This window comes from Nocardia rhizosphaerihabitans (assembly GCF_014646295.1).
GTDB lineage: Bacteria > Actinomycetota > Actinomycetes > Mycobacteriales > Mycobacteriaceae > Nocardia > Nocardia rhizosphaerihabitans.
The window spans coordinates 650,290-664,219 of record NZ_BMNE01000004.1; the positions used below are offsets into that span (position 1 = coordinate 650,290).

11 protein-coding genes are annotated in these 13,930 nt (G+C 68.6%); 7 read left to right on the top strand and 4 right to left on the bottom strand.

Features of this window, described 5'->3' with window-relative positions:
• Positions 1–29: 29 nt before the first annotated feature.
• From IEY60_RS20400 to IEY60_RS20410, 3 genes are all read right to left on the bottom strand, one after another.
• Positions 30–1,274, bottom strand: coding sequence for a DUF7373 family lipoprotein (locus tag IEY60_RS20400; protein ID WP_189030633.1), 1,245 nt, complete (start codon positions 1,272–1,274; stop codon positions 30–32).
• Complete coding sequence (locus IEY60_RS20405; RefSeq protein ID WP_229739986.1) at positions 1,271–2,377, bottom strand: DUF7373 family lipoprotein; 1,107 nt, start codon at positions 2,375–2,377, stop codon at positions 1,271–1,273. The genes IEY60_RS20400 and IEY60_RS20405 overlap by 4 nt, the downstream gene beginning before the upstream one ends.
• A gap of 161 nt (positions 2,378–2,538) precedes the next feature.
• A complete protein-coding gene (locus tag IEY60_RS20410; protein WP_189030635.1) occupies positions 2,539–3,744 on the bottom strand; it encodes a DUF7373 family lipoprotein in 1,206 nt (401 codons plus the stop codon).
• A gap of 168 nt (positions 3,745–3,912) precedes the next feature.
• Here IEY60_RS20410 and IEY60_RS20415 point away from each other — a divergent pair, with 168 nt between their 5' ends.
• The gene (locus tag IEY60_RS20415) at positions 3,913–5,232 is read left to right on the top strand and encodes an FHA domain-containing protein (RefSeq protein WP_229739987.1); all 1,320 of its coding nucleotides are present in this window, start codon (positions 3,913–3,915) and stop codon (positions 5,230–5,232) included.
• A 21-nt stretch (positions 5,233–5,253) separates the two neighbouring features.
• Here the strand turns inward: IEY60_RS20415 and IEY60_RS20420 are convergent, their stop codons facing one another.
• Positions 5,254–6,696, bottom strand: a complete 1,443-nt coding sequence (locus IEY60_RS20420; protein WP_189030639.1) for a neutral zinc metallopeptidase — start codon at positions 6,694–6,696, stop codon at positions 5,254–5,256.
• Positions 6,697–6,795: 99 nt separating this feature from the next.
• Between IEY60_RS20420 and IEY60_RS20425 the strand changes: the two genes are divergently transcribed.
• From IEY60_RS20425 to IEY60_RS20450, 6 genes are all read left to right on the top strand, one after another.
• The gene (locus IEY60_RS20425; RefSeq protein WP_189030647.1) at positions 6,796–9,315 is read left to right on the top strand and encodes an FHA domain-containing protein; all 2,520 of its coding nucleotides are present in this window, start codon (positions 6,796–6,798) and stop codon (positions 9,313–9,315) included.
• A gap of 148 nt (positions 9,316–9,463) precedes the next feature.
• Positions 9,464–10,798, top strand: coding sequence for a hypothetical protein (locus IEY60_RS20430; protein ID WP_229739988.1), 1,335 nt, complete (start codon positions 9,464–9,466; stop codon positions 10,796–10,798).
• A 176-nt stretch (positions 10,799–10,974) separates the two neighbouring features.
• Complete coding sequence (rplM, locus tag IEY60_RS20435) at positions 10,975–11,418, top strand: 50S ribosomal protein L13 (RefSeq protein WP_022567307.1); 444 nt, start codon at positions 10,975–10,977, stop codon at positions 11,416–11,418.
• Entirely contained in the window at positions 11,415–11,930 is a 516-nt protein-coding gene (gene rpsI / locus IEY60_RS20440; RefSeq protein ID WP_229739989.1) for a 30S ribosomal protein S9, read from the top strand. Before rplM ends, rpsI begins: the two co-directional genes overlap by 4 nt.
• Positions 11,931–12,094: 164 nt before the next feature.
• On the top strand, positions 12,095–13,432 hold the full coding sequence (gene glmM / locus IEY60_RS20445; protein ID WP_189030649.1) for a phosphoglucosamine mutase: 1,338 nt from the start codon (positions 12,095–12,097) through the stop codon (positions 13,430–13,432).
• 75 nt (positions 13,433–13,507) lie between these two features.
• Positions 13,508–13,930, top strand: a complete 423-nt coding sequence (locus IEY60_RS20450; RefSeq protein ID WP_189030651.1) for a hypothetical protein — start codon at positions 13,508–13,510, stop codon at positions 13,928–13,930.

The following is a 13,930-nucleotide window of genomic DNA, read 5'->3' on the forward strand; positions in this document are numbered from 1 at the left end:
TACGGTCTCCTTCGTTGCTGCGCATCACGTCAACGGCTGTTGGCGAAGAGGGCGTACTGCGCCGCCGCGCGTTGCTGGACGTCGAGAAGCTGTTCGCTGCTGACTATCCCGACGTACTGGTGGTAGGCGACGATGCAGCTGAATCGCTTCTTCGCGGCGAATCTCTTGTTCTCCACGCAGGCGGAATCGGGGAGGTTGGGCGGGGGCGCCACGTTGGTTTCGGTCCGCCAGGGGAAGAGCTTGTCGGTGACCGCTCGGCGCGCCGTTCCGGCGTCGGGGGTGCGGATGCCGATCGAGCCCCAGGACACGGCGACCTGCTGGGGGTTCATCCTCGTGAGCTGCTGGTCGATGTACTGGCGGTCGTCGGGGAGGGGACCGCCGGAATGGTGCACGGCGCCTTGCTTGCCGCCGACGAAGAAGTACGTGGAATCGGGCTTGGTCAGCTCGTCCGGGTTGAGGGTGCGCATCAGCAGGTGCTCGGGGTCCCAGGGCAGGGCCATGATCTGCTCGTCGGTCAGCGGGGTGGTCTCGGCCAGCGCCTCGATCTGCTTGGTGTAGGCGCTCTCGGCGAGGGTGGTGAGCGCGGACAGGTCGGGGGTGGCCACCGACAGCAGGAAGGCGATCACATAGGGGCCGTGCGGGAGCACGGTGCGCAGGAAGGGCGAATCGGGGCGCCAATGTGAATGGGCCGCAGTATATTTCGGTAGCGACACCGGCTGGTTGCGGCCCTCCTTGGTGGCGAAGTCGGCGTCGTGGAATTCCCTGGCCGCCGCGGTGGCGCGTTCGGCATCGGGGAACTGGAAGACCATCGTCGTGGCGGTGAGCCGGTTGTCGTCCTTCTTGGACGGCCAGTCGCTGCCGCTGACGTTGGGGGAAGTGTCCTTCGACGCGCCGCTGGAATGGAAGCCGTAGAGCATCTTGTGCTTCTCGGCGATGGCCTGCATCGCGGGACTGTCGCCGAGTTCGGCAGGCAGGAAACGGGCGTAGTTGGCGTCGGCTCGGTTGCCGTAGATCATCTGCGGGTCGATGTCATAGGCGTGGATCGTGTGGTCGGCGATCCGCATCGACGCCACCGTGTCCATCTCGTAGAACGCGGGCACGGGATCGTCGTCGTGGGCATTGACCGGCTCGGTGGGGTAGGAGCCCACGTCGAGGGTTCGGACATCGATCTCGCCGGGCACGCCCGTGCCGGACACAGTGGAACCGCAGGCAGTCAGGGCTGTTGTCAGTATGGCCGTGATCAGGATGGTCGCGGTGCGCTTGGACAGGGTCATCGTGCGTTCACCAGCAATGCGTATTGGGCGGCGATGCGCTGTTGGACATCGAGGAGCTGGTTCGACCAGACATACGCCGCGTAGCGGTCGTGCGACACCGCGCAGTAGAAGCGGACCGCCAGTCGTTCTCTGCCGATGTACTCCTTGCATTGCGCGCCCGGCAGGTTCTTCGGAGACTCCACGGCGGTGAACTTGCGGGTCAGGCCGCCGAGGTGGTCGCGCACCGCCTGCGCACCCGCGATGTCGCGCGCGCGGTACACCTCGGCGCCGTCGTTGGCATAGAGGTCGACGCCGTTGTCGTCGATCATCTTCGCCCTGCTCACCGGGTCGGAGGAGAAGTGGACGGAGGTGCGGCCCGCGTACACACCGGGCGGGTTGGTCCACGAATCCTCGCGGGGGCGGGGTGCGGTTCGCCCGAGCATGCCCTCGCGATCACGCTGCAGCGTCATCAGCTGGTCGGCGGGCGTCGGCGTGAACTTCGCGACCGCGGGAACGATGGTGTCGAGGCTCTTTCGGGTCAGGTCGAGCAGGGCCTGCTTGTCGACCTTCTCCAGCCAGATCTTCAGATAGTCGAAGAACCAGGTGTAGATGACGAGATGACCGGTGGCGAACCAGGAGCCGATCGACTGCTGGTCGGGCTGCCAATGTGCTTTCGCCGCAGGATAACCGGGGATTTCGATCGGCTGATTGTTCGGCGCGTAGCCGAAGTCGAGCTGTTCGAGTGCGGTCGCGGCGGCGGTGGCCTTCTGCGCGTCGGGGAAGATCATGACGGCATTGACCATGTCGATGCCCTTGTGTTCGCGCTCTGTCTCGGCGGAGCTCACGAATCCACCGATGAAATCGGGCGCGATCTCGGCGAACCGGTCCACTGCCATGATCTTGCCCAGTGACGCTTCGGGATCGATGAACACGGAGGCCATGAACGGACTGGTGTGGACGAATCGCGGATCGATATCGGCGGGAGCCGGGACGAAATCACCGAGCCGCTCGGCTTCGACGAACCGCGCCTGATCCATGTTCGCGACCACCCCGACCTGACGCGGTTGCGTCGGATAGCCGCCCACATCGAGGGTGGCGAGATCCACCGGAACATCGGTGGTCACCGGTGACCCCTCGCCGGACCCGCACGCGACGACGGTCGTCAGCAGTGCGGCCGCAAGCACGGCACAGGCTGGTCTGGTGATTCGCAACGCGATCATCCCTCCCCGAAACGATGGTCGGCGGAATCCTACGACACCTGATCCGGGAAGGGAGTGCCCGATCTTTACAAACTATTGGCCAGCAGCGCGAACTGGGCGGAGATCTTCTGGCGCACATCGGGTTCCTGGTCGGAACTCACGATGCCCAGGTAGCGCTTGTACGGCACGTAGCAGCGGTATTTGTATTCCTGTTCGGCGTCGCCCTCATTGTTGAGTTGCAGGCATTTGGCGCCGGGGATATCGGCGGGGGCGGGGAGGGTGTCGTAGTGGCCCGCGGTGTCGATGAGGCCGTTCATCAGGGCCTGGGCGGCGGCGAAGTCGCGGACGCGGGTGATGGAGCCGCCGTCGACGAGGGCGATGTGCTCGGCGCCGGTGGAATCGACGAGGCGCTGGCGTGCGGCCTGGTCGTCGGCGTTGTTCACCAGGTGGGCCGGGCTGTAGACGGCGAACGAATGCTGGTCGGGGTCCAGGCCGGCGCGGTCCTTGACGACGGCTCTGGCCAGCAGGCGTTCGGGGTCGATCGGGAGATCTTCGAGCTTGTCGAAGGGGGTGGGGGTGAATGTGCCGAGCTGGGTCAGGGCGGCGCCGAGGGTCTTGTCGACCCAGGAGGTGAGGTCGGCGGCATCGGCGCGTGGTCGCTGGATGAACAGCGAGATCACGAACTCCTTGTGTGCCAGGAACGCACCGATCGTCGGGACGTTCGGGCGCCAATGCACGTAGGCCTCCGGATATTTCGTGGAGGCGAGCTTGCGGTTGTCGGGGGAGACCGCCAGGTCGACGTCCTCGAGTTCCCGGGCGGCGAGCGTGGCCGACGCGGCATCGGGGAACCGGAAGACCGCGGTGGTGACGGCGGTCGCGTCGGACGCGGGACGCTTCTGACCGTCCGGATCGGCTTTGTCGGAGCCGAGCGCGGCGTAGCCGGTGACGAATTTACGGTTCTCCAGCACGGGTTTGGAGACATTGGCGACGAAGTCGAGCGCTCGCTCCACGTCCGGGACGACGGTGCCGCCGCGGCCGTAGGACAACGACGGGTCGATCCGCACGGCGGGGACCACCGCCGCCGACATCCGGGTGCCCTCGACGAGCGCGCCCTCGCTGCCCGCGGTGTCGTCGTAGCTGTGCCGGTCGGTGGCGTAGGTGCCCGTTTCCAGGCCGCGCACATCGGGTTCGGCGGCGACCGGTGTGCCGCTGACCGCACAACCGGTGAGCGCGGCGGCCATCGTGGCGCAACAGAGTGCGGACGCGATCCGGATCTTGGTCGAATAGATCATCAGTTGCCCCTTGATGTTCCTCCCGCAGTACCTGTGAAGTTACCGGAGGAACGCCGCCCAGGGGGACCTAAGTGGGCGGGTTTGCCATAGTCTGGAGTACATGGCGACGACCCTGCTGCGCGGTTCCGGTGGAGGCCGATACCTGTGAGGGATCGGCAGGTCGAAGTTGTGCTCGGAAGTCATGCGGTCGCGCGCGTCGCCGGCGCGGTGATCGTAGTGGCCCATCGCGGGCACGGCAGGCTCACCCCCGACGACACCGCGGCGGTCGCACTGGAATCGCTGGCCGAGCTGGTACGTGCCGCCGCCGAAGACGAACCGGCCGGTCCCGGAGCAGTGGTCGCGCGGGAGGCGACCCGCTGGCTCATGAAGTACGCCGAACAGATCTCGCCGGGCACGCCGATCGATTTCGGGGTGCTCTCGGCCGCCGCCAACGGCGGGGTGGCGATCTTCCTGCACGGCGCCGTCACCGCAGTGCTCGCCGGCGACGGCACCACCGAGTACTACCGGGGCAGCGATGCCGCGTTCACCGTCGACCGGGTAGCGTCCGAGCCGGCCAGGGCGGTCGCGCTGTTCGTCGACGACGCCAAAGGCCGCATCCCCGATCTGCCGCCGGAACGCGGCGTGGGGTGGCTCGTCGAGGGGATCGCGCAGGCCGGTGGCGCTGTCGTGTGGTCCAACGGTGTGCGGTCGCGGGTCCGCACGGCCGAGCCCGCGGGTGAGACGCGCAGGCCGCCACCGCCGACCGCCCGGATCGATCGGGAACCGCGTCCCGCGCAAGCGGATTCGCGTCCGGCCGAACCGCCCGTCACCGGCATGCAGCCCGCGACGTCGATGATGGACGCGGCGACCGGCGCGACCGGACCGGCGCATGCGGCGGTCGACCCGTATTCGGTTGCGCCGCCCGCCGATCCACACAATGCCGAGACCCGGCTCGCGGGCACCAACCCCGCGCCCGAACCCGACCCGGACCTGCAGCGACGCCTGGAGGCGACCGCGCGGGCGACGGTGCTCACCGTCAAGGTGATGGGATTCAAGTGCGCGCGTGCGCATCCCAGCGATCCGCGTTCGGCGTTCTGCACGGTGTGCGGCATGCCGGTCGACCAGACCCAGGCGCTCGCCGAAGTGGTGCGGCCGCCGCTCGGCATGCTCGTCCTCGACGACGGCATGACCTACCTGCTGGCCGCCGACGCGGTGATCGGGCGCGATCCGGAGAACTCCGAGGCCGCCCAACGCGGTCTCATCCCGCTGCGCGTGGACGACACCTCCGGCGGCATGTCACGGGCGCATGCCGAAGTGCACCTGGTGAATTGGGATGTCCAGCTCATCGATCGCGGGTCGACCAACGGCACCCGCTCCCGCCTGCCCGGCTACCGCGACTGGGTCCGGCTCACGCCGAACCAGCCGATGGTGCTGATCCCGGGCACCGAGGTGATGATCGGCAACCGGGTGCTGCGGTACGAGCCCGCGGCGCCGCCGCCGTTCGGTTGAGCTCGCACGATTTCACCGGGCTCAGCTATACCGCGACAGGCACGTCGTTTCACCATTGAGAACCCCCGCCCGGAACGCATCGACCCGCGAGAACCCGCTCGGAACGGTCTTCCCCTCGGCATCGCTGGCGGCCAGGCCATCCGTGAGCAGGCCGGACACCGCTTCGTCGAGGTCGCCCGCGGAGAGCTGGATGTCGCCCTGGCTGGCCGGGCGGCCGGGCTGGGCGAGCTTGCCGGTGACGACACCGGACAGGCAGGCCGCGCGCAGGCCGGTCTTCGCGCCGGTCAGCTGCTGGCCTTGGCCGCGCTGGACGGCGAGGGTGTAGCGCGAGATGAACACGATATAGCCGTTGTAGTCGCCGCTGACCTTCACCGGGAGCGGGCCGTCGTCGTCGGTGTCGACCGAGCCGCGTTCGGCGAGGGCGGGCACGTCGGTGGCGATGACGTTCTTGGCGGGGCAGTAGGTGACCGGTTCGGTGACCGCGCCGTCCTTGCAGTCGATCCTGGCGCCGGAGTAGTCGTAGGACGGAGCATTCTGCACCGGCAGGATGGCCTGCAGCGCCTTGCTCAGTTCGACCAGGGTGGTCTGCGAGACAGGGAACTCCCCGCGGCCCTGATCACCGGAGAAGCTCTGCGGCAGGTTGCCGCGGCGCTGGTCGATCTCCTCGTCGTCGATGCCCTTGCAGCCGCGCGGGCCGTCGGTGAAGCCGATCTGCACGGCGGTGACCCGCTCGAACGCCGAGCCGTGCACACTCTCGGGATCGTCGGGGTCGGAATCGCGGATGGAAACGGTCGCGGCCAGAACGGAATTCAGGCCGTCGGAGGTGTTGATCGTGAAGTGCTTCGATTTGCCCTCGGCGACATGACGCATGAACGCGCCCGCGAAGCAGTCGGCCTGCTGTTCCTTGACCAGCACCGGCGTCTTCTTGGTGACGAGCTTGGCCATGGTCTGGATGGCGTGGCCGTACTCGTGGGCAAGCACCATGACCACCGACATCTTCCCGAAGGTCTCGGTCATGGTGGGCAGCAGCATCGCGCGGTCCCAGCCGATGGAGTTGTCGCTGCGGCAGTAGGCCGCGTTGACCAGGTGGTAGGTGGTCTCCTTGCAGAACTCGATCGCCTGATTGCGGGAGGCGCGGGCGTTCCAGGAGATCAGCTTCTCCACCGGCTCGAAGGTCTCGCCGCGGAACTCGGTGCCGAACACGGACTGCCAGTAGGCCTGGATGTCGTCGATCGCGTTGAGCGCCAGCGCGTCGACCTCACCGCCGTCGCCGTTGGACGCGGTCAGCGTCGAATCGGGGACCCCCGGCCGCGGCCCGTTCGGCCCGCCGGTCGTCGGCAATCCCGCCACCTGGAACGGGTCGTCGTAGATCGAGACACCGTGCCCATCGATCGCCCGCGTGCACCCCACGCTCAGCAGCGCGCATAGCACGGCGATGATCGCAACGAGCGCTTGGCCTTTCATCGATCCCCCCTGGTCGGCCGGATACAGGTCGCCGGATCGGGACAGCAAGCCGTCTCGGGGGCACCGCCGATGTCCGGGCGATGGCATAGTATCCGCTCCATGTCTTCACCGGGGGCGCAGACCATCACCGTGCGCCATGATGGAACCGAACGAGTCTTCGAAGCGAGCCAGCAGATCACCATGGGCCGTGCGCCCGAGGTCACCCTGTTCGTGGACAGTCCGCTGGTCTCGCGCGTGCACGCCACTCTGCGCTTTCAGAACGGAGCCTGGGTACTCGCCGACAACGGCAGTACCAACGGCGTTTTCGTCGACGCGCGCAAGCTGAGTCAGCCCGTGTCGATCGACCGGCCGACCCAGGTGCGTCTCGGCGACGCGATCAGCGGCCCGCTGCTGCACCTGGTGCCCGCCGCGCCCGCCTCGCGGCACGCCGCCACGATGATGGCACCGCCGTCGCAGCCGCAGCAGCATCGCCCCCCGCAGCGTCCGCAGCAGCCCTTCCCGCCGCAGTCCAGACCGACCCCGCACCAGCAGCCGCAGTTCACACCCACCTCGCAGTTGCCGTCGCAGCCGATGGCGCCGCAGGACAACATCAACATGACCCGCCGCGCCGACTCGTCGATGCTGCCGCCGGTGCGCAAGGCGGCCTCGACCGAGCCGGTGGCGCGCGGTGATCGCATCCCGCCCGGCGGCCTGAGCATCGGCCGTACCTCCGACAACCAGATCGTGGTGAACGATCCGCTGGCCTCGCGCCAGCACGCGCGGCTGGTGTCCTCGGCCGAGGGGCTGGTCATCGAGGACCTGGGGTCGGCCAACGGCACCTTCGTCAACGGTCATCGTCAGCAGCGCACCGTGCTGCGTGAGCGCGACATCGTCACGATCGGCAATATCGACTTCGTCGTCACCCAGGGCGCGCTGGCGCATCGGCAGAAGCCGGTCGCCGAGCTGGGCCTGACGGTGCATGGAGTCGGGTTCACCGTCGAGGGCAACAAGCAGCTGCTCGTCGACGTCAACATGCAGGCCGGACGTGGCACGCTGACCGCGCTGATCGGCCCGTCGGGCGCGGGCAAGTCGACGCTGTCGAAGCTGATCGCGGGTAGCACCCAGCCCTCCGGCGGTGTGGTCACCTTCGAGGGCCGCAACCTGCACGCCGAGTACGAGGCGCTGCGCTCCCGCATCGGCATGGTCCCGCAGGACGACGTGCTGCACCGCCAGCTCACCGTCCGCCAGGCGCTCGGCTTCGCCGCCGAACTGCGGCTGCCGCCGGATACCACCAAGGCCGACCGGCAGCAGGTGATCGACGGTGTGCTGAAGGAGCTTTCGCTCACCCAGCACGCCGATACCCGTGTCGATCGGCTCTCCGGTGGTCAGCGCAAGCGCGCCTCGGTGGCGATGGAGCTGCTCACCGGTCCGTCGCTGCTGATCCTGGACGAGCCGACCTCGGGCCTCGACCCGGCGCTGGACCGGCAGGTCATGCAGATGCTGCGCGAACTGGCCGACGCCGGTCGCGTGGTCATCGTTGTCACCCACTCGGTGGCCTGCCTGGACATGTGCGACCAGGTGGTGCTGCTCGCGCCGGGCGGCAAGACCGCCTTCGCCGGTCATCCCGGCGGCGTCGGCGCCGCGCTCGGCACGTCGGACTGGGCGGAGATCTTCGCCAAGGTCGCGGCCAACCCGGACCAGGCCTTCGCGGCCTACCGATCCAGGCAGGCCTATGTGCCGCCACCGCCGCCACCCCAGCCGCTGCAACGCGGCAACGCGGGCGCGCCACCGCAATCGAGCGGGATGCGCCAGTTCAGCACTCTCGCGCGCAGGCAGTTGCGGTTGATCTTCGCCGACCGCGGTTACCTGGCGTTCCTCGTGGTGCTGCCGTTCATCCTCGGCGCGCTGTCACTGGTGGTGCCGGGTAGCGACGGTTTCACCGAGGGCCCGCTGATCGCGCAGCCGGACGGTTCGTTCGCGCGCTCGAGTGGCGGCGAGGCACAGCAGCTGCTCGTGGTGCTCATCCTCGGCGCGTGCTTCATGGGCGCCACGCTCACCGTGCGTGACCTGGTCGGCGAGCGGTCGATCTTCCACCGTGAGCGCGCGGTGGGCCTGCTGCCCTCGGCGTATCTGATGGCCAAGATCGTGGTGTTCAGCGTGACCGCGTTCCTGCAGTCGGCGGTGCTGGTCGGCATCACGCTGATCGGTAAGAAGGCGCCGCCGGAGGGCGCGCTGATCCCGAACGGCAGCGTCGAGCTGTACCTGGTCATCGCGATGACCGCGGTCTGCTGTGTGGTGTTCGGTCTGCTGATGTCGAGCCTGGCCAAGTCGAACGAGCAGGTCATGCCGATGCTCGTGGTGATGATCATGGTGCAGCTGGTGATGGCGGGCGGTCTGATCCCGGTGACCGACCGGGCCGGGCTCGAGCAGGTGTCGTACCTGTTCCCGTCGCGCTGGGGTTATGCCGCGGGCGCGTCGACGGTGGATCTGCGCGAGCTGGTCATCGGCGCGCAGGAGGACGCGCTGTGGGAGCACAAGCCGGGCATCTGGATCCTCGACATCGTGCTGCTCATCGTGATCACCTCGATCCTGGCGGCCATCACCTGGAGTCGCCTGCGCCTGAAGAAGTCCCAGGCATGAGCGGTCAGCGCCCGGAGGCGGCAGCTCGCGTAACCACGGAGGGCGCCCGAGCATGCCTCAGAGGACACTGCATGAGGGATCGCCACGTCAGGGCCATATCGGCGGGCATGATGCGCGTGTCGCTCGCCGACCGGGCACACTTGAGCCTGTGACCGTTCGAGTTGGGGCCCTGCATCTGGGGTGGGATGTGGTGTCCGTTGCCGCGGGCGGCGGTGATACTCCGATCCGCCCGGTTCAGGTGGAGGGCACCTATACCCCACCCGCCTACCTCCTCGCCGACGCGGCGGGCAGGTTGCACACCGCAGGCGTCGACCGGCAGCGGCCGGACCTCGGCATGGCGATCGCCGACGTGCGCGACATCCTCGGGCACCCGCAGATCGTGATCGCCGGCGCCACCTGGCCCGCGGAGCTGGTGTTCCGGGCCAGGCTGTACAACCCGCTGGCCGCGGTCGGCAAGTACCTGCGGGGCAAGCCGCAGCTGGTCGCGCTGCCGTACCCGGACACCTGGCCGGAGGAGAAGGTCGAGACCTACGCCGCGCTGGTCGAGCAGCTCGACGTGGTCGTCGAGCCGCTGCCGGAGAGCGTCGCGCTGTCGGGGTACGTGCGCGCGCTCGGCCTGGTCTCACCGCCGAGCGAGCGGCACCGCAACGGCATCGGCGCCACCGGCGTGTACTCCGACGGCCGCACCCTGCTGGTCGTCGCGGTGCACGGCGACGACGAACAACCCACCGAATCGGTCGAGGTCGCCGTGAGCGCCGAGGCGCTGCGCGACGCCCGCTCGGCCGACAATGTGGTGATCGAGGCGATGGCCGCGGCTCGCTCGATCGGCGCCGACACCTCGACGGTGCTGCTGGCGGGCAATGTCTGCTTCAACGACGCGCTGCGGCTGGCCTTCCAGAACCATCTCGGCCAGCGCCTGCACGTGGCCGATCATCCGATGCACGCGCTGGTGCTCGGCGCGGCGCACCTGCTGGTCACCGAGCCGGAACTCGACGAGGACGACTATCCCGAGTCCCAGCACCCGGGTCAGGGCTATGCCGCGCAGGTCGGCTGGGGAGCCCCGCCCACGGCGCCGGCCACCGGTCAGCCGCCGAGTCCGGCCGGTTTCGTCGCCGGTCCGCCCGCGCAGACCGGCGGACGGCACGCGCTCGACGAACCCGACGACGACGAGCGCAGGGGCAAGCTGCTCGGCAAGATGAAGAAGGGCTTCTTCGGCGCACCGGCCGTGGTCGGCGCGGTCGCGCTCGCCGCGACCGCCTGGCACGCGGGCGCCACCGGTCCCGCGACCGCGGCCGACAGCGAGCTCGTGAGCTGCGCGTTCACCCCGTACGCGAACACGGTCCCGCCCGAGGGCATCGCGAGCGCGCGCGGCGGCGGCCTGATCGAGGACAACGCCTGCGTCACCCCCGGCATCGACACGCTGCGCTACCTCATCCCCGGTCCCGCCGGCGCGACCGATCCCGGCCCGCCGGTGGTGATCTAGCTCAGCGCCCGATTGTGGTGGCGTCATGCGCAGCTGGTATCGTTGCTCGCTGGCGTGTGGAACGTCGAACCGTTCGCGGATCGGCGTCTCCTCGATGTCCCGGGTCTCCACCGGCCGCCGGGACGCTCTCGACCACACCCGTGGCCGGCAACACCGACGACAGACAGGGAACGACTGTGCCTACGTACAGCCCCAAGGCAGGTGACGTCACCCGCAAGTGGTACGTCATCGATGCCACTGACGTAGTCCTCGGCCGTCTCGCCGTGCAGGCCGCTGGCCTGCTGCGCGGCAAGGGCAAGCCGACCTACGCACCGCACGTCGATGGTGGCGACTTCGTCATCATCATCAACGCGGACAAGGTTGCCATCTCCGGCAACAAGAAGCAGGACAAGCTGATCCACCACCACAGCGGACACCCGGGCGGCCTCAAGTCGCGCACTGTCGGCGAGGTGTTGGCGACCCGTCCCGATCGTCTCGTGGAGAAGGCCGTCAAGGGCATGATCCCGAAGAACAAGCTGGGTAACGCGATCGCGGGCAAGCTGAAGGTCTACGCAGGCCCGAACCACCCCCACGCCGCGCAGCAGCCGGTTCCGTTCGAGATCAAGCAGGTGGCCCAGTGACCGCTCCTGAAGAGTTCAACGAAGAGTTCGACGCGGTCGACGAGACCGTGGTCGAGGTTGTCGAAGACGGCGAAGGCTACGAAGCCGAGTACGCCGAAGAAGCCACCTACGCCCCGATCGTGATCGATCGCCCGGTGCAGACCGTCGGCCGCCGTAAGGAAGCCGTCGTTCGCGTGCGCCTGGTTCCGGGCTCGGGCAACTTCGAGCTCAACGGCCGCACCATCGAGGACTACTTCCCGAACAAGGTGCACCAGCAGCTCGTGAAGTCCCCGCTGGTCACCGTCGAGCGTGTCGAGAGCTTCGACATCTACGCTCGCCTGGTCGGTGGCGGCCCCTCGGGTCAGGCAGGCGCGCTGCGTCTGGCCATCGCCCGTGCGCTGATCGAGGTCACCCCGGAGGATCGTCCCGCGCTCAAGCGTGCCGGCTTCCTGACCCGTGACCCGCGTGCCACCGAGCGTAAGAAGTACGGTCTGAAGAAGGCCCGTAAGGCGCCTCAGTACTCGAAGCGCTGATTTACGCACTGTCGACCGCCGTCTCTCGCATCCGCTAGGTATGCTCCCCGCGAGAGTGGGGATGAGCCCGGTCGGCGGAGCACGTGTGCGAGAGCAGGCTTCCAGCACGGCTGGTCGCCTGCTCTCGTGCTGTATTCGGGGACCTACTACAAGTAGAGGGTTTTATGGGACGGCTGTTCGGCACTGACGGTGTTCGAGGACTCGCCAACGACTCGCTGAGTCCGGAACTGGCGATGCGCGTCGCCGGGGCCGCAGCGCAGGTGCTCTCGCGCGGCAAGAAGCGCGCGGTGGCGGTCCTCGGCCGTGATCCGCGGGCCAGCGGCGAGATGCTCGAGGCGGCGGTGACCGCGGGCCTGACCTCGGTGGGTGTCGATGTCCTCTCGGTGGGCGTGCTGCCCACCCCGGCCGTGGCGTACCTGACCGGCCTCTACGACGCGTGCTTCGGCGTGATGATCTCCGCCTCGCACAATCCCATGCCCGACAACGGGATCAAGATCTTCGCGGCGGGCGGGCACAAGCTCGACGACGCCGTGGAGCAGCGGATCGAAGCCCTGATCGCCGAAGGCGTCACCGTGCGCCCGACCGGCGCGGGCATCGGCCGCGTGCGCGGCGACTACACCGTCGAGGGCACCCACGAACGCTATGTCGAGCATCTGCTCGAATCCACCGGCCAGGACCTGTCCGGGCTGACCGTCGTCGTCGACTGCGCGCACGGCGCGGCCGCCGAGGTGGCCCCGCAGGTGTACCGCGAGGCGGGCGCGACGGTGATCGCGATCAACGCCGAGCCCAACGGCCTCAACATCAACGACGGCTGCGGGTCGACCCACCTCGAGGCCGTGCGCGCCGCCGTCCTCGAGCACGGCGCCGACCTCGGCATCGCCCTCGACGGCGACGCGGACCGGTGCCTCGCGGTGGACGCCGCCGGCGAGATCGTCGACGGTGACGCGATCATGGCCGTGCTGGCGCTGGCGATGCGCGACGAGGGCGAGCTCGTCGACAACACCCTGGTCGCGACCGTGATGAGCAACCTCGGTCTGCACATCGCCATGCGCGCCGCCGGGATCACCGTGCTCACCGCCGCCGTCGGCGACCGCTATGTGCTCGAGGAACTGCGCCGCGGCGGCTACAGCCTGGGCGGCGAGCAGTCGGGTCACGTGGTGTTCCCGCGCTACGGCACCACCGGTGACGGTGTGCTCACCGGGCTGCGGCTGATGGCGCGGATGGCGCAGACCGGGCGGCCGCTGGGTGAGCTGGCCGCGGTGATGAGCACCGTGCCGCAGGTACTGGTGAACGTGCCGGTCAGCGACAAGGCCGCCGTCGCCGCCGACCCCGAGGTGCGCGAAGCGGTCGCCGAGGCCGAGCGCGTGCTCGGTGAGTCCGGCCGGGTGCTGTTGCGTCCCAGCGGAACCGAGCAGCTGGTACGGGTGATGGTCGAGGCCACCGACCCGGCGCAGGCGCGCCAGCTCGCCGACGATCTGGCCAAGCAGGTCGCGGCGGTCTAGTTCTCCTCTGGCGGGGCGCGCCGGGTCCATCTACTATCGGCTTACGCCGTATTGACCTGTGTGCTGGTGGCGAGTGTGCTGCTTGATGCACCGGACAGTTTGGCGCGCAACACGATTCGAAGGGGGCGATTCCTGGTGCCGCCGCTGCCTGCCCGGAACTACCGCGACGAGGACCGGTACCCGGTCGACTACGATCCGTATCACCGCTGTGGTGGGGCGTGTGGCAGGCCGGGATGCCGTGAAGTGCCGCAAGGGTATTCGCACACCGTCCCGATCCGGGACGAGGGTTACGGCCAGCCGGTCGAGCACTACGAGCAGATCGCCGAACCGCCGCGCGGATACTCTTTCCCCGTGCCGCGGGTGCCGCGGTCGCGATCGTTCATCGTCGTCGTGGCGATCCTGTTCGCGACCGGTGCCGCCGGGCTGGTCGGCGCGATGTTCGGATCCGGCATCGACCTGTTCGGCGCCGCGGAAACGGCTGTGGTGCGGTCGTTCTGA

Excerpts from the sequence above, each read along its gene's own strand:
- IEY60_RS20400 (WP_189030633.1), bottom strand. The coding sequence starts at position 1,274 with ATGACCCTGTCCAAGCGCACCGCGACCATCCTGATCACGGCCATACTG.
- IEY60_RS20410 (WP_189030635.1), bottom strand. The coding sequence starts at position 3,744 with ATGATCTATTCGACCAAGATCCGGATCGCGTCCGCACTCTGTTGCGCC.
- IEY60_RS20420 (WP_189030639.1), bottom strand. The coding sequence starts at position 6,696 with ATGAAAGGCCAAGCGCTCGTTGCGATCATCGCCGTGCTATGCGCGCTG.
- IEY60_RS20425 (WP_189030647.1), top strand. The coding sequence starts at position 6,796 with ATGTCTTCACCGGGGGCGCAGACCATCACCGTGCGCCATGATGGAACC.
- glmM (WP_189030649.1), top strand. The coding sequence starts at position 12,095 with ATGGGACGGCTGTTCGGCACTGACGGTGTTCGAGGACTCGCCAACGAC.